Here is an 18,207-nt window from a genome sequence, read left to right on the forward strand (position 1 = left end):
ACTTACTTCGATTTGGACTCGGTAATCACCTCGTCTTGGCTAAACACCTCAACCTGAGTTGCTTGAGATGAGATGCTATGAGCATCAGTTGTTAACGTTAAGATAACAAACAATACAGTCATCACTGCAAATGCAATATTGACCGTTTTCCCTAAAAAGCGTGTTTTTAACATCACGATTTCTCCTAAACTTATCACTACTAAGCTTAGTCGAAATCGTGAGCAAAAAGGTTTAATTCAAACAAAAATAATTTACTAAGTGCAATTATCAAAACGTGTTGGTTTATGTGCTAGCCAACATTCGAATTAATTGGTTTTAACACCTTGATAAGCCTTAGTTCCCCATAATGGCACTGTTGATAAACTATGCTTAAAGCTACCAGAGGTTTCCTTAGTGGTATAGGCTAAGTACATCAAGGTTTGATTTTTTGCATCAAAGATCCTTCTCACCTTCATTGCTTTAAAAAACACACTTTTTGATTTTTTAAATACCACTTCGCCTGAATCACTTTTATCTATATTCGCCAGCATTGCCGGTGTTATTTCACTCGTTTGACGGCAAGAAATAGAGCTATCGCTTGGGTCCGAAAAGCTCAAATCATCTTCAACACTCGCCACATGACAGGTCACACCCGTTACAACGGGATCAACCATAGAGTCTAATTTTATATCTTTGAGCGTAAATAGACCGAGTGACACATCACCAACTTCACTGTCAGAGCAACCAAGTAACGTACAAGATGCCAACAATGCAAACATCAGCTTTTTCATTGTTTTTCCTTAAGATAATCGACGTACAAAAGAAACATACGGAGTTAATACTCTAAGCTATTTGAAAATTTTCGCAAATCACCTTATTTAAAAAAGAGATAACCATTCAAAAAATCAAAATAATTATTCACAAAATACGAATAGGCATGTTAGCATGCGCCGCAGTTTCAGGGTGGTTAAATTTACCTAAACCATGAACAAAACATGGCTAGTTAATTCACCACCGGTTGTATGAAATTCTCTCTAAACTCGGGACAGAAATGCACCACCTGCATAGTTACCCATTTCTAAAGATTGAAATTTCGTCACGTTTAATTCTTAATTTGAGGTTCCACCATCCATGAGTAAGCTCCATCCAAGCTTAGTCGCACTAGCTGTTAGTTCGAGTTTTTTTGTTGTTAATCAATCACAAGCTGAAGAAAGTAAGATTCAAGAAAAGTCAATTGAGCGAATTCAAGTAACAGCCACTCGACGCGCAGGCACAGTTCAAGAAGCGCCATTAAACATTACTGCCGTCGACAGCGATGTTATGAGCGACCAAAATATTGGCGACCTTGAAGATGTAGCAAGATGGGTTCCTGGTTTGACAATCACAGAACAAGGTGGCCGTGAGGGCTCACCTATTATTGTTCGTGGCTTGAATACTAATTCGTCGGAACGTGCTTCTGACTCAGGGACAGTGGCAACTTACCTAGGCGAAATCCCAATCAATGTGGATTTGCGACTAACCGATATCGAACGTGTTGAAGTCTTGATCGGCCCACAAGGTACTCTTTACGGTGCAGGCACGCTAGGTGGTGCGATTAGAACCATGCTTAAAGCGCCAGTGCTTGACGTTATTGAAGGTAAACTAAGTGGTGACTTATTCAGTATCAATGAAAGTGACAGTCATGGTCATGAAGTGGGTGCTGTCTTCAATATGCCTGTAGTGATGGATGAATTAGCCGTTCGTGCGAGCATTAACCGCTATCACAACCCCGGCTTTATGGATTACAGTTATGTGGTTAAGCAAGCTGGCGTTTCAAACCCAGATCCTGATTGGTCCAATGCTGAGGATGTAAAAGCAAACATCAACGCAGTTGCGGATGCAAATGATGAGACCATAACAACCACACGGGTTTCTCTACGTTGGTTGGTGAGTGAGAATATCGATACAACACTAAACTATTTTCATCAGAAGCAAGAAAATGGCGCTAACTCAATTTCACAATATCAAAGTCTTGCAGCACAGCACCCGCTTGCCGATTCTATTAAACCATACGAGTCAGCCTACCGTGTGCTTGAACCTAACGAACAAGAAGACGACCTGCTTAGCCTTGAAATCAACGCCGATTTAGAGTTTGCTGATTTAGTTTCGGCATCCGGTTGGTCAAGCAAAGAACAACAAGGCCAACGAGATCAAACCGATCTACTTTATGATATTTGGCCGGGTTATGCGGATTTTCCTAGTTTTACCGCGTTGACTAAAGACACCACAGATCAAGACACTTTTACCCAAGAGATCCGTTTAGTCTCTAAAGGGGATAACGCGCTAAATTGGATTGCAGGGGTATATTACAGCAAACAAGAAATTAGTTCGGACGATAGAGAGTACACGCCAGGACTCACGGAGTTTTGGGGCGATGAAATCGACAATATTGAGCAAGATCTTGAGTATATTGCACTGACCAATGCCACCAGCAAAGAGTCAGCATTGTTTGGCGAAATTGGCTATGCATTTTCAGACGATTTTAATATCACAGTGGGCGCTCGTTTCTATCGCTATGATGTTAAAACTGAGTCAGCGGCTGAAACCCCGCTCTATTCTGGTGGCCTGCCAAGCCTTGAGCAAATTTCATTTGAACAAGTCAGTGCCAAAGACAATGGTAGTTTGTTTAAGTTTAATGCCAATTACACTTGGCAAGATGGACTGCTGACGTACTTCACGGTCAGTGAAGGATTTAGATTAGGCGGTGGTAACGGTTTGGAGTCGTGCCCAGAAACACTACCAGAGCAACAGATCATCTGTGCACTGCCGCATGAGCTTAGCTATAAACCAGATACCACCACTAACTATGAGCTGGGATTAAAATCTACATGGCTGAATAACAAGCTGCATTTTAATGCCGCATTATTCAGTGTTGATTGGGAAGATGCACAGATCTCATCCGTGACGGTAAACGGCCAAGAGATCATTACCTCCAATGCTGGATCTGCGAACTCTAGTGGGATTGAGCTATCAACCCGGGCTATGTTGAACGATCAGTGGACGGTGTATGCAAACTATTCTTATGCAAAAGCACAGCTAACTGATGATGCACCAGCCCTGTTTGCGGTATTCAAAGAAGGTGACTATAGCGCTGAAGAAATCGCGCTTTACCAGCCGTACTATGACGGTACAGATGGTGACCGCCTACCTGGCGCGCCAAAACAGCAGTTCTCATTCGGTTTAAGCTACGAGCAGGAAGTGTTCGACGACAAAATGCTTAACGTTAATTATGGAGTAACCGCACAGAGTGACGTATACACGAAAGTCGGACTCAAAGCTGACGGAGAGGTATTACCAGGCTTTGCCTTGTCTAACCTCAGTGCGAAGCTTTCAAGCGAGCAATGGGCCGTCACTTTTTATGTCGACAACCTGTTTGACAAATTTGCTTTCACCTCGGTAAGACGCGACAAGTCTTGGGCTGGTGAAGCTAAATTCGCGGCGTTAAACAAAGCCTTGCCTGAGCAGCAGCGAGTGTACGGACACTATGTCACAACACCTCGTACCGTTGGGGTCAAGCTTAACTACCAGTTTGAGTTATAATCAGCAAAAAACTAAAATAGAGAGTGAAGTTACCTTCACTCTCTTTACGTTGCGATGACATCATACAATCAGATCCAAAGCTATATTCAACAGCGTCAATTTCAAACGGCGCATCACGCATTAGTCGCTCGCATTAATATCAATGCCAACGATCACTACGCGTACGCCTTATTGGCCGAATTGAATATCGCACTCGGTAACCTCAGTAAAGCGCAAAAAATTTACGACAAGTGCCTAAGTTTATTTCCCTGCGCACTTTACTCATTGAGCGCTGCCAAACTTGCGCTTTTTACCCAAGCACCATTAGTGGCAAAGCGTTATATTCTGCATTTGCTAGGTAACACACAGTTGTCGGGATCTGAGCACGATACCCTCGCAAATATATTACTGAGATTAAACCAATATACTGACGCTGGTTGGCATTTTAGCCATGCCTATACACGCTCACCATACTGTCCTGAAATTGCGCTCAACTATGCAATGCATTTAAAGATGTCTGGTGAATTAGCACAAGCGCTGACGCTGCTTGCCTCTTTAGTGCAAGCAAACCCTAGTAATGCAAAGTGCCAGTTAGCCTACTCAGAGCTTACTCCTGTAGAATTAGCATCAACTCGCATCGCTCAGTTAGCAACTGAAATAACAGCGCAAACTGCACCACTTACATTACAACGGCTTTACCATGCGCAGGCACTCGAATACGAAAAGCAGGAAAATTATCCCAAGGCATGGCAAAGCCTTATTGCCAGTAAACAAGCGATAAGTGCCGAAATTTCCTATTCATCTAAACAAATGACAGGCTATTTTCAAGCACTTGGCAAGCTTCTAGACAAGCCTATTGATTTTGCTCCAGAGCAAACGCTTGCACCAGTATTTATCATTGGGCTACCACGCTCAGGCACCAGTTTAATGGAGCAGATCTTAGCGCAATTGTCACTACAACCGCTGGGAGAGACCAATATAATGCCCCAAGCACTTAGATTTTCTCATGACTACAACAGCAATATTCAACATATCAGCCACGCCTATGAAGAAGCTAACGCCATTGAGCAATACCGTCTCTTCACCGCGCAGTCCGTTGCTGGTGCTCAACGTTTTATAGACAAACAACCATTTCATTTTTTCTTTATCGATTTACTCGCAAAGGCGTTTCCACGCGCAAAATTTGTCGTGATGAAGCGAGACAGAACAGATACTTGTATCGCAAACTTCCGTCAGCTATATCAAACGAATAGCCCCTTCCATGGCTACTCATACCGGATGCAAGATATTCAAGCTATGTATGATGATACTTATGCATTTATGCGAGATGCTGCACAAAAACACCCGACTCAAATTAAGTTTGTGAATTATGAATCGCTGGTAGAAATGCCTCAGGCAGTGATGAAGGAAGTCTGTCAATTTCTCGAGTTGGATTGGCAAGACAATGCACTTCACTTTTATAAGCAAGGTTATTACTCAGCGACAGCCAGCAAAATGCAGATCAGACAGCCATTGAACAATACAAGTGTGGGCAAATATCGAAATATATACCCAATATAGGAATATTGCCCCATTGCAGTGATGATGCTAACGTTAGACAAAAGGAATACAAAACAATAACGATATGAAGCAACTACTCTCTATTATATTTCTAACTGCATTAGCGGCCTGCACGCCATCAGAAATTACCAAGATAGAGCAAGAATTAACCCTTGCTCAACAGCAACGAAATTTAGATGCCCAACTTAACGCGCTCAAGTCGCTCAATGAATATGATAATAATAAGTGGCAAGCGTTATACCTAGAAACATTGAATGCCTCCACTTTGCTATCCGATGCGCAACGCGCCTATGACAACGGCAACATTGTTACAGCCCAGATAGGAGCTGGACAATCCAAAGATATTAATAACTCATTGCAAGCGGATACATTGCTGCGTGCGTTATCTATCGATTACCCACTGACTGAATTGATTGATGAATTAGTCCAATTGCACACGACAGCAAGTAAAAATGAAATATCGTTCACCTCTTTTTTTAACCACTCTCCTAGCAAGTGGAATACTATCGAGATCAATCAAAAGCTGCTTGCCATAAATACTAAGATAAAAACAATTACTGAGCAGATTGAAACACTGCAAAATACTCAAAGACAATCTCAGAGTTACCAAGCGGTATTAGTAGAAGCAAAGCGGCAACGAGATTTACTAGCTGAACAGGAAGCTATTTTTTTACGCCACTTGCAACAACAGTTCAGTGTCTTACATCAAGCTCAATTTGCAAAGATTTATCAAACAGTGGCCGAACAACTTAATAACTTTGACGAACGAGTAGTAGCCTCAATGATCCGCCAAGATCAAAACAAGTTGATTGAGACGATGCAGCATCAAAGCGAGCTGTTGTACAATACTGATCTCATGCTAAAGCAGGCAGGTTCTGAAAGACATGCTGAATTTGAGCCTTTTTATCTTGCCTATATTCAATTACTGAATAAACCCAAAGATTACAGAGAGTATGTACGCAAGGGAGAAGCAGCGCTCACTTTATTTGAGCACGCCGGAGCCCCTCATAATTTTTATCAACAGTATCAAACATTAGTGTCAGAGCCACTAATACTGAGCGATGATTTACTCGCTTTTGCACGCTCACAAAATGAATCAAAGTTTTTGTATAGAAAATACTAGCGACTAGCTATCCACCATGCGAGCAGCACAATGGCCGTTGTGAGAATAACGGCTTTTATTTTATGTTTTTTAATTAGCTTTTCGGCCTGATCACCAGCAAAGTAAACGACCGCCGCCAAGCCAAAATAACGTAGTGAACGGGCAATACAGGTTGCAATTAGAAATTGTAATAGTGAAAATTTTGTGGCGCCTGCTGCTAACATGGCAATCTGAAAAGGTACTGGCGCAATACCTAAGGTCAACACAAACCAAAACCCCTGACTTTGCATCTGCGCTTTCACTTGATCAAACTGAGACTGACTCGACAGCAGCTCAATAACGGAATCCCCCACGGCATCAAATAAATAGTAACCCAACGCATAACCAAATAAAGCACCAATCACACATCCAACCGTCGCCATTAACGCAATTAGCCATAGCTTTTCTCGCCTTGCTTGCATAAGCGGCACCATCACGGCTTCAAGCGGAATAGGCACGATGGTTGACTCTAAAAAAGAGGCAACCGTGATCCCTTTGAGCATATTTTTTGATTCTACTAATCGCTTGGTCTTCTGCTTCAATTCAGCCGTTAACGCCATCACACTTCCCCTGATTTTTTCAGTAACGGAGACAAGCATAGCCTAAGCTAAGTTTCTCCTTCCTGAATTAAGCAGTGCTTTATATATGCGGGTATTTGTATGTGCGGACAAATGCGATACCCTGTTTTAGAGTGAATTATTGGGGGATGTTTCTGTGAATTATTTGGCGCATTTGTACTTTGCCAAACCGACTGCCGCATCGCACTTTGGCAACTTGCTCGGTGACTTTCAAAAAGGCGTGAATATACAAGCACTGCCTAAACCTGTGCAACTTGGTCTACAAACACATAGAAAAGTCGATAAATTTACCGATAGCCACTCGATTACAAAATCTGCTAAACAACTTTTTTCGCCCGCGCGTCGCCGCTTTGCAGGCATTGCACTGGATGTGTTATATGACCACTTTTTGATTAAACACTGGCAGCAATATCACAGCACCTCACTTGACGACTTTAAACATCAGAGCTTTTCCTTGCTGCACGATAACTTACACATCATGCCTGCGCACATGCAACGAGTCGTTAGCGCAATGACACAAAATGATTGGTTTGCCACCTATGAATCAGTAGCTGGTGTGGGCCATGCACTCGATAACATCGCTAAACGTATTCGTTTTCAAAACCAATTTGCTGGCAGTGAAAGGGATATTACAAAGCACTATCAACAACTAGAGTCAGGATTTAATGTCTTTTTTCCACAATTAATTGCCCACATGCAACAACAACTCATAGAGCCTGAAAATTTAGAGTAAATACTCCTCTATATTTGCTCCATGGTTATCAACTATAATGCAGATATATTTGTTGGTAATGGGTTTTTTTGCAGTGTTAAACAGAGTTAGGTTGCTTTTTGTCCAAGCACTATTTACGCTATTTTTACTTTTAACTCCGTTTTCCACCCATGCCAGTGCACTATTACCCACGCTTGAAACGTTGAAGCTGCTGTTAACCGATAACCCATCTGTTGCGCTTGAAGAAATTGACACACTCCTAAACAAAAACACGACTCCAACTTATCTTTCAGCAGCTTGGTTTAAACTCAGCCTAATGAAGATTGAAGCTCACTCTTTGCTTGGCCATTATGAAACTGCTTATCAGGCGATAGATGAGCTCAATCAGGTGTTAGATAAAGTGGCAGATCCTGATGCCAAGAGTAAATTGCTATTGAGTCACGCCACGGTGCTACTTAGTCAAAATCGTGCAACAGAGGCAGAAGAAAAGCTTGAGCTGGCACTCAACACCACCTCTCAAACCGATGAGCGGTTAATTGCAGATATTCATGATCGCCTTGCTCATATTAACCGCTTTCGGGCAAACTACCGTAGCGCGCTAAATCATGCTGAGCAGGCCATCCAAATTGCAAAACGCATTAATGATGTTCCGCGACTCGCAAGTTTCTATAACCAAATTGGCATTGTTTACGATTATATGGGCCAAATTGAGCAAGCTATCAGCTTCCATGAACAATCTCTTATGCTTCAGCGCAAACGCAATAACCAGCAAGGGATCTCCAACTCACTGTACAACATCGGCGAACTCTACCGTGATTTAGAAGAATTTCCTCTTGCACTATCACATTTTGAGCAGGCGCTCAGGGTTGATAAGCTATTAGGTAATCCGCGTCATATCGCCAACAGTTACGGTAAGATTGGCCAAGTTTTATATCAACAGGGAGAGTATAAACAAGCTCAGGTGTTTATTCTAAACGGCCTTGCCCTAACAAAAAAAATGGAGGCTGACAGCGACACGGCTTGGCAATTAAGTAATTTAGTCAATGTCCAACTAGCTCAAGGTGATGTGAATGAAGCCTTAAATAGTGCAAATGAAGCGCTTACGCTTGCGATAAAATCCGGTGCCAACCGAACAGAGCGCACCGTTAGGCTGGCACTTGCTAATGTCTATTTGGCTCAAGATAAAAGTGAAGACGCCAAAGAACAGCTTGAACTATTACTAAAGCAACCTCAGCTAGGCACTCAAACTCAAAGTGATATTCACAAACAGCTGGCCGCAATTTATGAACAAGCAGGCGAGTTTGAAGCCGCACTTGCCCAATTAAAACAATATCAGCAAGCACAAACTGAATTAAAGAAGGTTAGTGATAAAAACAAAGCGTACAAAATGGCATTAAACATAGAACTTGTGAAAAAGGAACAAGCACTTAGCCTGTTACAAAAAGAACAGTCGCTGCAACAAGCAAATTTAGAAAACCTAAAGTTGCAGCGAGGCTTGGCCATCGCCTCTGCGCTGTTGCTGCTCGCAGGGCTTGCCATATACTTTTTAAGACAACGCCAGAAACAAAAACTAGAAGCCTTAGAACAGCACATGGCCGCGCGGGCTTTAGAGCAAAAAAACCAATTGCTCGCCGATATTTCTCACGAGTTGCGTACCCCGTTAACCGGACTAAAACTGACAATTGAGGCGATGCAATTTAATATCGAACCTGATATTGATGTCGCCTATAAAAAAGTGAACAGTAAAATCAACCAACTAGATACCTTAATCTCGGACATTTATCAGTCCGCTCGGTTTGACAATAATGTGATGTCGTTAGAGCTCAGGCTGCTTGATATTAATACCATTGTCAAGGATTGCTGCTCTGAACTCACGCCTGTTTTTGCGAAAAAGCAGCAATCTCTGCGCTGTAATTTAAGTGAGCAAGTCTTGCTGGTAGAAGGCGACCCACAGCGTCTAAAACAGGTCATCCTGAACCTTTTACGGAACAGCCATTTTTACACCGATGCAGCGGGAACCAGTCTAATACATACACGCTTAGTCGACTCATATGCCATTATCACACTGGAAGATTCAAGCCCAGGAGTAGTAACCTCGGAGCTAGATAAAATTTTTGAACGACTTTATCGCTGTGAACACTCCAGAAGTCGGGATCTTGGCGGCTCGGGGCTTGGACTTGCGATTAGCAAACATATTGTGTTGGCGCATCATGGTACTATCCGCGCCAATCATAGCCCGCTTGGCGGGCTACTCGTTGAAGTGAAGCTTCCGATTAAATCCGCTCAAAACGATATAGGCCACGCCAAATCACCGCAGTGATGTCACCTTTGTCATTCGTTTCAATGGTGACATCTGCGCCCCCTTCAAGCTCAATCAGGGTGTCTTCCTCTGTGGCAACGAATGCCATCAGGTTATCGCGAGCCATATCTAAGACGTTAAATCGCGTACCATCTCGGGTGATTTTCATTTTAAACTGATGATCTTTCTCATAAGTATACAGGCCTTCCAATTGCTTTGCGCGTGCCTCAGATAATGTAATCGCTGTTATTTTTTTACTACGTAGAAAATCCCAGCCGTAATGTTCGCTGATGGCAATGCGAAGCTCACCAAATACGGTACTCGCTGAGTCGCCATTGGACATCAACACCATCCCCTCGCCTTTTTCTACATATGCTTCAAAACGGTTGCTAAAGCCTTTATTTTTACCACCATGGGTGAAGATAAGTCCTTGCTCACGCTGTTCAAGCTCTGGTCCCAAACCCCATACGTCATGATGAACTTCAAGCATTTGCTTCGCCAGCTCTGGTGTGATGGGCCCCACGGTATTGCCTGCATACGCTTGTTGTACGGCCATAATATATTTAGCGAGATCCACCGGAGTGGTCCAAAGACCAGCAGCGGCTTGTTCTGGATAAACATGCCAGTCCCCCTCGACTTGCTCGCCTTTATCGTCAAACGCAGCACTGGCTTTTGACCATAACGTTTTCGGTAGTGGTTGCGCATAGGTACTGTTGTGCATACCTAACGGAGTTAAAATTGCCTGTTGGACATACTCTTCAAATGGCATTTTTGTCACATCTGCCACGAGCAATTCCATTACGGTGTAACCACCGCCAGAATAGCGCCAAGCTTTACCTGGCAAAGTGTCAACCGTCACTAAGTCGGTATTGCCTTTGCCCATTAAGACTTCAACATCGGTTGGAATTTTACTACCACGCACGTAGCCCGGAAAACCATGTTGAGTAAGCCCCGAAGTGTGGGTCATTAACTGTCTCAAAGTAATAGGATTGGCTTTGGTAAATTCGTTCGTTGGTACTTTCCAAGAGGTGAGATATTGATTAACGTCAGCATCTAAATCGACTTTACCGTCTTGTGCTAACTTTAATACCGCAAGCGCTGCAACGGGCTTACTAATTGACCCTGCCTGAAACAGTGTTTCAGTGGTCACTTTTCGATTTTGCTTTTTATCTGCAATGCCAAACCCCTCAGCCCACACCACTTTACCATCTTTGATCACGGCAAGGCTTAAGCCCGGCAAATGCGTTTCTTGAAGACGCGTCTGCAAATCTACAGGTTTATATTTTTGGCCTTCTAACTGCACTTTAGGTAAGAGGTTATGAGCAACTTGTTCAACTTGATGTTGAGCCGTGTCAGTGGCGAAGGATGTCTGACTTAGCAAAGACGAGCAAAATATGGCGCAGTACAATAGTTTCGACATGATATTTCCCTTGTTATTATCGTTATTCACTCACTTTACACACTGATAAATGTGCCGTGAATGAATAACAGTATAATCATGAGATGAAGAAAAATGCACCTACATCAACTTTGTGCCTGAGACACTCGGCGATTAACGGGGTAACGCTCGAAATCCTCCCAGTAATGAATTCCACCTATCATCTCTTTTACTTGATAGCCCATTTTTGCAAGCTTATACGCGGCCTTTGTTGCGCCATTACACCCAGGACCCCAACAATAAACCACGATTGGCGTAACCTTATCATACTTAGTCATCGTCAGTTCGCTTATGTCTGCGCTTGGCATATTGACTGCGCCTTGAGCATGACTTTTGGCAAAGGCTTCATTCGACCTGACATCAAATAGCACAAAATCCTGCTGCCCCGTTAACATCGCCTGATAAACATCAGCACAATCCGTTTCGTAAGCCAGCTTCATTGCAAAATACTGTGATACTTCTACTTTCATCTTTTAACTCCTATTTAAATAACCTGAGATCTATATAACCTCACCCGAGGTCAACTACGTTACGCACTCGACCGGCGTTAATGAATTCATATTTTTTGAAGGCGATGTTCATCATTTCAGAATAGGCAATCGCAGCAAGCTCATTTAAACTGGTGGTATTCAATACGTAATTGAGTTTAATGCAATGGAGTTTTACCATTTAAGGTCGTTTGTTGCGGTTGCAGAAGCCCAAAATCTAACAGCAGCAGCGAAACGACTGTACACCACACCACCTGCTATCAGCGCCCATATCAAAGCGCTTGAGGAAGAACTCAATACCGTATTGTTTCATCGTTCTAGCAAAGGGATGCAGCTCACAGAACAAGGTAAGATCTTGCTAGACAAAGCTAAGTTAACGCTTGCAAGTGCAAATGATTTAATGCATACCGCAGCACAAGCCAAAACACTGCTCACAGGCGAGTTCAGACTTGGCTTGAACCACCCTATCGGCACCTCGAGCGAACTTGGCACACTGATAAAAACACTCAACCAGCACCTTCCAAGTCTTTCTTTTTCGCTGGAATTACTCTCAAGTGGTGTCATCGTCGACAAACTCAGTGATGGCCTACTTGATGGTGGGGTTATTTATGGCGAAGTACCTGCACATTTTAGCGCTGTACCGCTCACAGAAGTTGCAGTTACCACCGCTTATCCTGCATCTTGGCCTGTGCCATCACATAAAGCCGAATTAGCACAGATGACGTGGATACGTATGGGAAAAGGCTGCCCTTTTGATAAGCAACTTGATCAACAGCTAAGCGAAGTAAACTCGGTAAATATTAATGCTGCGGATGAGCGCTCCCGCTTGGCTTTAGTTAAGGCAGGGCTCGGCGTGAGTTTTATTGAAACCAACGCCATTGCAGATCAAGGAGCAGAAGTTGCCTTGTCGAGTTTGCTAGACTTTTCGCTCCCCGTACATTTTGTTGTGGCAAATCAAGCGCTCACAGAGCCTAAAGTGAACGCCGTGTACCAAGTCGTTTGTGCGTCTATTGATGCTGCGCAAGGATAATCCCCTGCTGCTTTTTCGGCATTTTTTCGACTACAAGGCGAAATGAGTTATCCATCATCCGCTCAAGTTCTCCAGTAGGAATGGAGCCATCGAGCACCACCGTGTTCCAGAGCTTTTTATTCATGTGGTAACCCGGTAACACCGCACTAAAAATATCTCGCAGCGCTTGCGCTTCATCAGGATCGCATTTGAGATTTACGCGCCAATGGGGGTGCTCGTCATCTTCTTTGCCCATTTTACCAAGCGCCAACGTCGCGAACATTTTGTCTTTCACTTTATATACATCAACGCCTTCACCAAAAGGTTGACTTACGCTGGTATAGGGTTTTGCAAGCAAGTAGTCGTGTACTTGTTGATGATCCATCTTATTCTTCTGCCTTTAGGTTAATCGTTGCCGCTTAGTAGTAAAGCATAATACCAAGCGGCGTAGTAGCATAAATTACTCAACCTGAGGTTTGAATAAGAAATACGCTAACTCATTGTTTTGAAGCTCAGGTCACTCAGGTTGTGGTGCCTGTCCTTGCCAACTCCAACTTGGAAATAGTTCGCCATTCACGACGGCATTATTACCAGAAAACAGTGAGTGCGGCCTTTCTTTCGTTACCCAATTTGTCGCAGAGGAGTGCTCCAACTCAAAAACCACGTTCCCAAAGAAGCTGTAAGGCCCTGACAAGGTCGAGTTTCTATAAGCAGCAAACAAGGTTTGGCCGCCCATCATCAGTTCACCAACACTACTTTGCTGGTCGATTTCGGCGGCGCCTTTACTCCAGATCATTAATAGGTTTATATGCGACTGCCCATCTGCTAAAAAGTAGCCATTTCCAGCAACTTGTACTGCGTCGAACTGGTTCCCTTGGGTACTTCTAGCATTGGCGGTGTCAAACACATATGCTGTCATCGCCTGATTTCCGGCTACAAATTCAGCAAAAGCGCCCCCTGCTATTTTCACTTTGGCTTGGTTTAGATTACTTAAGTAAAGATTACTATTATCTGTCACGATATAGTGGTATTCAGGCTCAGTGCCTTGCACTTGAGTCGCGACATTATCCAATCTTGCCATTCCCTGCGCCGTTACCGTTACGCTACTTTGCTGAGCGGTGCTGACAAGTCCTAAGTTATTGAGCTTAACCGAACCAGACTCCACTAATACGGTCGGCTGCACGCCGCTTAACGCCGCAGAGATAACATCTTGAGTATTATCAGACCCCGAAATGGTGATACCAGGTCTCGTGATCTTAATTGGGCCCTGACATTGTCCTTGAATAGCAAAGGTAATTTCATCGACAGGCCAACTTACTTGCTCAACGGCACGTTTCAGTAAGCTGGGGTTAGTATGACAGTTGATAGCAAAAGTATACGACCCACTGATACTTTGTGATGCGACTTGCTTTGCCAAGACATGCAGCCTTTTGACATCGCTGTCATTTATGTCCTTTGCAAAAACATGGGAAGCGCAGATAGCGGATGCAACCAAACTGGTTGCAAATATGCTTGTACTTAATTTCATTTCCTTATCCTTTACACGGTTAATCCTGCCAATTGCAGTACCCTAAATCCTAATACAGATCCTTTGTTTTGCCAGGGCCTGTTGATCTTTGCTGTTTGACTTTTGTTCTCCTGAGTGTGTTTTGGTCGCGACGCTCGACTTGCCGCCTAGTAATCTAGGCAAAAGTTGAGCAACAATGAACAAAGCGCACTCAGGTGAACCCAAAGGGCAGTGCTTGATTTGCATTTCTACTGTGTTATCGCCTGACTTACATAGAACAACTATGCTACGCAGACTCTGCCTTGTATAAATACCAATCAAGCTGCTGCAAAAACAAACTTGAAAGATAAACAGGCCCTCGATATAAAATGCACTGTATATTTAAACACTACTGACACTCCCTGACACAACATCGTGGTTTACTCTTTTTGAACTCAAAAAGGAGAAAGACCATGCAACAAAATGTCGTAGAGATTGTAAAATTTAAATTGGCTCTTGGTGCTACAGAGAGTGACATTATGGGTGTAAACCCAGCTTTTACCGAGTGGGTTGAACAGCAACCTGGGTTACTATATCGTTCGTTGACTAAAGACAGTCAGACTGGCGAGTATTTAGATATTATTTATTGGCAATCGATGGAGCATGCAAAAGCGGTGTCGGCACAATTCCCAACAACCGAAGTATGCCAAAGATTAACGCAATACATAGACAGCGAGAGTGTCACCATTAGTCACAGTAATGTGCTCTCTCAAACGCCATGTAGCGGTTAATTAATCTGAGATTTGAATAACAAGGAAAACTCGTGCATAAATCAGAACGTCTCTTTCAGTTAGTGGATCTGCTCAAGGGTCGACGATTAGCGGTTACCGCCAAGTCATTGGCCGATCACTTTACGGTATCTGAGCGTACGATTTATCGCGATATTCAGGACTTACAAAGTTCTGGCGTGCCAATTGAGGGGGAAGCAGGTGTCGGCTATATTATTGGTGACTACCCACTGCCCCCTATGATGTTTAGCTATGATGAACTCACCGCATTGTTACTTGGTAGTAAAATGGTTGGAGCATGGACGGATCCCGAACTTAGCGCGCATGCAAAAGCGGCCATTGCCAAAATCGAGGCCGTGCTACCCGCTCACCTCAAACAACAGCATGACCACTCCCCTTATTTGGTCTCAAGTTTTAAGCACGGACCGCAACAACAATCCTTTAGCGCTACACTTAGGCTCGCCATTGCGGCTAAGCGGTGTGTACAACTTGAATATCAAGACGTTGCAAAGCAACAAACCCAGCGTATCATCGAGCCACTCGGATTGGTTTATTGGGGTGGAAAGTGGACGCTGGTCGCATTTTGTCAGCTCCGCAGTGATTACCGTGAATTTCGCTTGGACCGTATCACCGCGATACATAAAAGTGAGCGGACCTTTACCGTACGTCCTGATAAAAACCTCAACCATTACGTTGAACTAGTTAAAGCCAAATACGCCGAAGAAATTGCACAGCACCAATGCCAAGCGCCTGATAAAAGTAGCAACTAATTCTAAGCTCACTGCCCGATTCATATTTTGTTACTAATACTTGCGCATCTAAAACCAACCTTTTCAAACTACACCGCGACTAATTTTGTAAATCAGACTTACTCCTTCGAGGTGCTTATGAAAACCACAAAATCAATACTCATAATTTCGGTAACACTGGCTGTGAGTGCCTGCGTTGGCTACTCCAATGCAAATCCAACCGAGCCGCAAACGCAAGGCAGCTACCAGCTTATCGCTTACCAAGACTGTAACCCAATAATCAAACACACCATGGACGCCGAACAGGTGGCTGCATACAAAGCACTCAAAGCGGCAGAGCTTGATATGTCAGCTTCTGAGTTACCAATGAAAGATATTGAAGACAAGCTCGCACTGCTCAGCAAAGAAATGGAAGCCATTAGTAAAGAGGCGATACAAGAAGACGACGATCGACTTGTGATCAATAAAGCGCTACTGGCAAAACAAGAAGAAAAGGCCAAGCAGATTGAGGCAGTAATTGAAAGTCACGCCGCTAATTTTGATGCCATTGACGACTATGCCGAAAAAATCGAAGCGGCAGCAAATCGTTTTGATAAAGCTTTGAAACCCATAATCGGTGACTTAAAAGAGGTCAATATTAATATCATCGAACCCGGTGAAACCCCGAGTGTCCGTTGCCTCGCGTCAAGCTAAGCAAGTTGAACTGATTGAATGGAGGAAAATATTCCTCCAACTGTATTTGCTCATCACTTGCCTTACCATGTAGACAAATTAGTATGGACTTTAGCTGACAGGCGGTTTTGAGCAGAATATGACTACTTAATTAAGTGCTTTATGCGTATTAGTTCACATACAAAGTATGTTATGTTTGTTCATGCTAGCCTCAGCTGTTTAGTTATTTAACAAATTAATTATGGCTCTGCTTTATATAAAGCGAACCCACGAAAAAGAGAAAGCTAGCACGGTGTGGGAGTCATTATATCTATATTTCGGAAGATCGGCAGTGAATGATATTGAAAGGAATAAGTTAATCAAAACTAGCTGGGATTTGCATAGTTTGGTAGAAAGTAGCTACCTTGGCAATCCCGCTACCAAAGGCGATGAAGAATGGCTAGAAAAACAGCGTATTCTATTAGCTGATATGGCTATTCATCTATTACAAACGGCTATTAAGCCAGGTAACATAGAGCTTGATAAATTAAAAAATAATCTGCACTCAATTCTAACAATCACAGATCAATTTTTACCCCACTCAGGGCTTAAAGAAGCAACAGAGAAACTTTACGAGTAAACATATAACACATGTCCAAGTTAATATTGCCGTAGTTTGGTTTCCTGTAGTACTCATATTTTGCAGTTGACTATAGCGATAACAGCTGGTGTTATTTATTGCACAAAGAGAAAGGTTAACACCCACTATGACTACCCTCTCACTCGATTAAGCGATTGGTTATAGTGCTTTTTGTATTGCTTAGCCAAAGCCTGACTATCTTGGTAGCCAACCTGATTGGCTATCTGCTCCACACTCAAGTTTGTGCTATGCAATAGCTGTTTGGTGCGAACGAGCCGCGCAAGTCGCACATACTCAAACGGTGTCATATTCGTGTGCTGTTTAAAGCGTCGAATTAACGTACGCTCTGACATACAAGCTTGTTTCGCAAGGCTCTGTAAGCTATGTGAAACATCGAGATTATCGCTAATATGATGCTGTGCCTTAAGCAATTGCGCATCTCTATGTTGTAAAAAGCCACTGAGCTGCACAAACTCATTTTGACTCGCTTGCTCGTTTGGTATCGCCAGCCATGCGGCGATTGTTTTTGCCACTTCAGAGCCCAGCACGTCGGTAATAAACCGCAGCATCAAGTGCAAGTAACTATGAGCTGCGCCCGCGGTATACACCATATCGCTTTGCTCTGTTACCTTTTGGCTGTTGGGCTTTAAAACTGGAAAGTATCGTGTAAAAAAAGGCGTGAGCCACCAGCTACACGTAAATTGTTTTTTATCCAACAATCCTGCTGTGGCTAAAAATGCGGTACCGCAACATCCGGCAAGTTGATAAGTCGCGGGATGAAATTCAATACCATGCTTGTTTAATTGTGCTTTGATTTGTTGGCATTGTTGCCACAACAAAGGCTCTGATGAAAAGTGACTGCCGAGCCAGATAACGACATCAGCATCAGCCAATGCGCTAAATTCAGCATGACAAACAAATTCTAAACCCTGACTACTCATCACCGACTTTTGCCCTGAAAGCGCAACCGTCTGCCAGCAAAACACCGCCTTACCAGCGACTTTGTTTGCCACGTTCAAAATATCAATCACACCTGTTAATGCGCTCGCAAACACATGTTCAGGACATAGCAAAACCACCTTCATGGCAATATCAAACCAAAACTAGTCATTATTGACACGATAAGTTAGC

General features: G+C 43.3%; 19 protein-coding genes. 10 read left to right on the forward strand and 9 right to left on the reverse strand.

The window, feature by feature from the left end; genetic code table 11:
• Window positions 1-2: 2 nt before the first annotated feature.
• Window positions 3-176 (reverse strand): hypothetical protein, encoded by a 174-nt coding sequence (locus tag CTT31_RS12995; protein WP_162484726.1) that lies wholly within the window; start codon window positions 174-176, stop codon window positions 3-5.
• Between the two features lie 129 nt (window positions 177-305).
• On the reverse strand, window positions 306-770 hold the full coding sequence (locus CTT31_RS13000; RefSeq protein ID WP_211858212.1) for a CreA family protein: 465 nt from the start codon (window positions 768-770) through the stop codon (window positions 306-308).
• Between the two features lie 340 nt (window positions 771-1,110).
• Here CTT31_RS13000 and CTT31_RS13005 point away from each other — a divergent pair, with 340 nt between their 5' ends.
• From CTT31_RS13005 to CTT31_RS13015, 3 genes are all read left to right on the forward strand, one after another.
• On the forward strand, window positions 1,111-3,558 hold the full coding sequence (locus CTT31_RS13005; protein WP_260491408.1) for a TonB-dependent receptor: 2,448 nt from the start codon (window positions 1,111-1,113) through the stop codon (window positions 3,556-3,558).
• A gap of 54 nt (window positions 3,559-3,612) precedes the next feature.
• Window positions 3,613-5,097: a tetratricopeptide repeat-containing sulfotransferase family protein gene (locus CTT31_RS13010; protein ID WP_211858216.1), complete on the forward strand. Its 1,485-nt coding sequence runs from the start codon at window positions 3,613-3,615 to the stop codon at window positions 5,095-5,097.
• 64 nt (window positions 5,098-5,161) lie between these two features.
• Window positions 5,162-6,220, forward strand: coding sequence for a hypothetical protein (locus CTT31_RS13015; RefSeq protein WP_260491409.1), 1,059 nt, complete (start codon window positions 5,162-5,164; stop codon window positions 6,218-6,220).
• Here CTT31_RS13015 and CTT31_RS13020 read toward each other — a convergent pair.
• Window positions 6,217-6,798 carry a YqaA family protein gene (locus CTT31_RS13020; RefSeq protein ID WP_239981546.1) on the reverse strand — a complete coding sequence of 194 codons (582 nt, stop codon included), beginning with the start codon at window positions 6,796-6,798 and terminating at the stop codon, window positions 6,217-6,219. The two genes, CTT31_RS13015 and CTT31_RS13020, sit on opposite strands and share 4 nt — an antisense overlap.
• A gap of 154 nt (window positions 6,799-6,952) precedes the next feature.
• Here CTT31_RS13020 and CTT31_RS13025 point away from each other — a divergent pair, with 154 nt between their 5' ends.
• Window positions 6,953-7,549 carry an acyl carrier protein phosphodiesterase gene (locus CTT31_RS13025; protein ID WP_211858222.1) on the forward strand — a complete coding sequence of 199 codons (597 nt, stop codon included), beginning with the start codon at window positions 6,953-6,955 and terminating at the stop codon, window positions 7,547-7,549.
• Window positions 7,550-7,640: 91 nt separating this feature from the next.
• Window positions 7,641-9,848: a tetratricopeptide repeat protein gene (locus tag CTT31_RS13030; protein ID WP_260491410.1), complete on the forward strand. Its 2,208-nt coding sequence runs from the start codon at window positions 7,641-7,643 to the stop codon at window positions 9,846-9,848.
• Here CTT31_RS13030 and CTT31_RS13035 read toward each other — a convergent pair.
• Both CTT31_RS13035 and CTT31_RS13040 read right to left on the reverse strand, forming a co-directional pair.
• Entirely contained in the window at window positions 9,802-11,247 is a 1,446-nt protein-coding gene (locus CTT31_RS13035) for a serine hydrolase domain-containing protein (RefSeq protein ID WP_260491411.1), read from the reverse strand. The genes CTT31_RS13030 and CTT31_RS13035 overlap by 47 nt on opposite strands.
• A 104-nt stretch (window positions 11,248-11,351) precedes the next feature.
• Window positions 11,352-11,735, reverse strand: coding sequence for a rhodanese-like domain-containing protein (locus CTT31_RS13040; protein WP_211858225.1), 384 nt, complete (start codon window positions 11,733-11,735; stop codon window positions 11,352-11,354).
• A gap of 184 nt (window positions 11,736-11,919) precedes the next feature.
• Here CTT31_RS13040 and CTT31_RS13045 point away from each other — a divergent pair, with 184 nt between their 5' ends.
• Window positions 11,920-12,783 (forward strand): LysR family transcriptional regulator, encoded by an 864-nt coding sequence (locus CTT31_RS13045; protein ID WP_260491412.1) that lies wholly within the window; start codon window positions 11,920-11,922, stop codon window positions 12,781-12,783.
• Here CTT31_RS13045 and CTT31_RS13050 read toward each other — a convergent pair.
• The 3 genes from CTT31_RS13050 to CTT31_RS23570 form a co-directional block, all read right to left on the reverse strand.
• The gene (locus tag CTT31_RS13050) at window positions 12,761-13,147 is read right to left on the reverse strand and encodes an MmcQ/YjbR family DNA-binding protein (protein WP_010606232.1); all 387 of its coding nucleotides are present in this window, start codon (window positions 13,145-13,147) and stop codon (window positions 12,761-12,763) included. The genes CTT31_RS13045 and CTT31_RS13050 overlap by 23 nt on opposite strands.
• Window positions 13,148-13,279: 132 nt before the next feature.
• Window positions 13,280-14,290 (reverse strand): hypothetical protein, encoded by a 1,011-nt coding sequence (locus CTT31_RS13055; protein ID WP_260491413.1) that lies wholly within the window; start codon window positions 14,288-14,290, stop codon window positions 13,280-13,282.
• Window positions 14,291-14,332: 42 nt separating this feature from the next.
• Entirely contained in the window at window positions 14,333-14,515 is a 183-nt protein-coding gene (locus tag CTT31_RS23570; protein ID WP_312026954.1) for a hypothetical protein, read from the reverse strand.
• A gap of 206 nt (window positions 14,516-14,721) precedes the next feature.
• Here CTT31_RS23570 and CTT31_RS13060 point away from each other — a divergent pair, with 206 nt between their 5' ends.
• From CTT31_RS13060 to CTT31_RS13075, 4 genes are all read left to right on the forward strand, one after another.
• Window positions 14,722-15,039 carry a hypothetical protein gene (locus CTT31_RS13060; RefSeq protein ID WP_010375910.1) on the forward strand — a complete coding sequence of 106 codons (318 nt, stop codon included), beginning with the start codon at window positions 14,722-14,724 and terminating at the stop codon, window positions 15,037-15,039.
• A gap of 32 nt (window positions 15,040-15,071) precedes the next feature.
• Complete coding sequence (locus CTT31_RS13065; protein WP_211858228.1) at window positions 15,072-15,806, forward strand: helix-turn-helix transcriptional regulator; 735 nt, start codon at window positions 15,072-15,074, stop codon at window positions 15,804-15,806.
• Window positions 15,807-15,923: 117 nt separating this feature from the next.
• Window positions 15,924-16,478 carry a hypothetical protein gene (locus tag CTT31_RS13070; RefSeq protein ID WP_211858229.1) on the forward strand — a complete coding sequence of 185 codons (555 nt, stop codon included), beginning with the start codon at window positions 15,924-15,926 and terminating at the stop codon, window positions 16,476-16,478.
• A gap of 310 nt (window positions 16,479-16,788) precedes the next feature.
• Entirely contained in the window at window positions 16,789-17,076 is a 288-nt protein-coding gene (locus CTT31_RS13075; protein ID WP_039493556.1) for a hypothetical protein, read from the forward strand.
• Between the two features lie 131 nt (window positions 17,077-17,207).
• Here CTT31_RS13075 and CTT31_RS13080 read toward each other — a convergent pair whose 3' ends face one another.
• The gene (locus CTT31_RS13080) at window positions 17,208-18,161 is read right to left on the reverse strand and encodes a GlxA family transcriptional regulator (protein WP_260491414.1); all 954 of its coding nucleotides are present in this window, start codon (window positions 18,159-18,161) and stop codon (window positions 17,208-17,210) included.
• Window positions 18,162-18,207 lie beyond the last annotated feature (46 nt).

It is taken from the genome of Pseudoalteromonas maricaloris, from assembly GCF_024746855.1.
GTDB lineage: Bacteria > Pseudomonadota > Gammaproteobacteria > Enterobacterales > Alteromonadaceae > Pseudoalteromonas > Pseudoalteromonas maricaloris.

Coding starts and splice junctions, on each gene's coding strand:
- CTT31_RS13000 (WP_211858212.1), bottom strand. CDS start 770: ATGAAAAAGCTGATGTTTGCATTGTTGGCATCTTGTACGTTACTTGGT.
- CTT31_RS13005 (WP_260491408.1), top strand. CDS start 1,111: ATGAGTAAGCTCCATCCAAGCTTAGTCGCACTAGCTGTTAGTTCGAGT.
- CTT31_RS13080 (WP_260491414.1), bottom strand. CDS start 18,161: ATGAAGGTGGTTTTGCTATGTCCTGAACATGTGTTTGCGAGCGCATTA.
- CTT31_RS13010 (WP_211858216.1), top strand. CDS start 3,613: ATGACATCATACAATCAGATCCAAAGCTATATTCAACAGCGTCAATTT.
- CTT31_RS13045 (WP_260491412.1), top strand. CDS start 11,920: ATGGAGTTTTACCATTTAAGGTCGTTTGTTGCGGTTGCAGAAGCCCAA.
- CTT31_RS13050 (WP_010606232.1), bottom strand. CDS start 13,147: ATGGATCATCAACAAGTACACGACTACTTGCTTGCAAAACCCTATACC.
- CTT31_RS23570 (WP_312026954.1), bottom strand. CDS start 14,515: ATGCAAATCAAGCACTGCCCTTTGGGTTCACCTGAGTGCGCTTTGTTC.
- CTT31_RS13060 (WP_010375910.1), top strand. CDS start 14,722: ATGCAACAAAATGTCGTAGAGATTGTAAAATTTAAATTGGCTCTTGGT.
- CTT31_RS13055 (WP_260491413.1), bottom strand. CDS start 14,290: ATGAAATTAAGTACAAGCATATTTGCAACCAGTTTGGTTGCATCCGCT.
- CTT31_RS13035 (WP_260491411.1), bottom strand. CDS start 11,247: ATGTCGAAACTATTGTACTGCGCCATATTTTGCTCGTCTTTGCTAAGT.
- CTT31_RS13040 (WP_211858225.1), bottom strand. CDS start 11,735: ATGAAAGTAGAAGTATCACAGTATTTTGCAATGAAGCTGGCTTACGAA.
- CTT31_RS13015 (WP_260491409.1), top strand. CDS start 5,162: ATGAAGCAACTACTCTCTATTATATTTCTAACTGCATTAGCGGCCTGC.
- CTT31_RS13020 (WP_239981546.1), bottom strand. CDS start 6,798: ATGGCGTTAACGGCTGAATTGAAGCAGAAGACCAAGCGATTAGTAGAA.
- CTT31_RS13070 (WP_211858229.1), top strand. CDS start 15,924: ATGAAAACCACAAAATCAATACTCATAATTTCGGTAACACTGGCTGTG.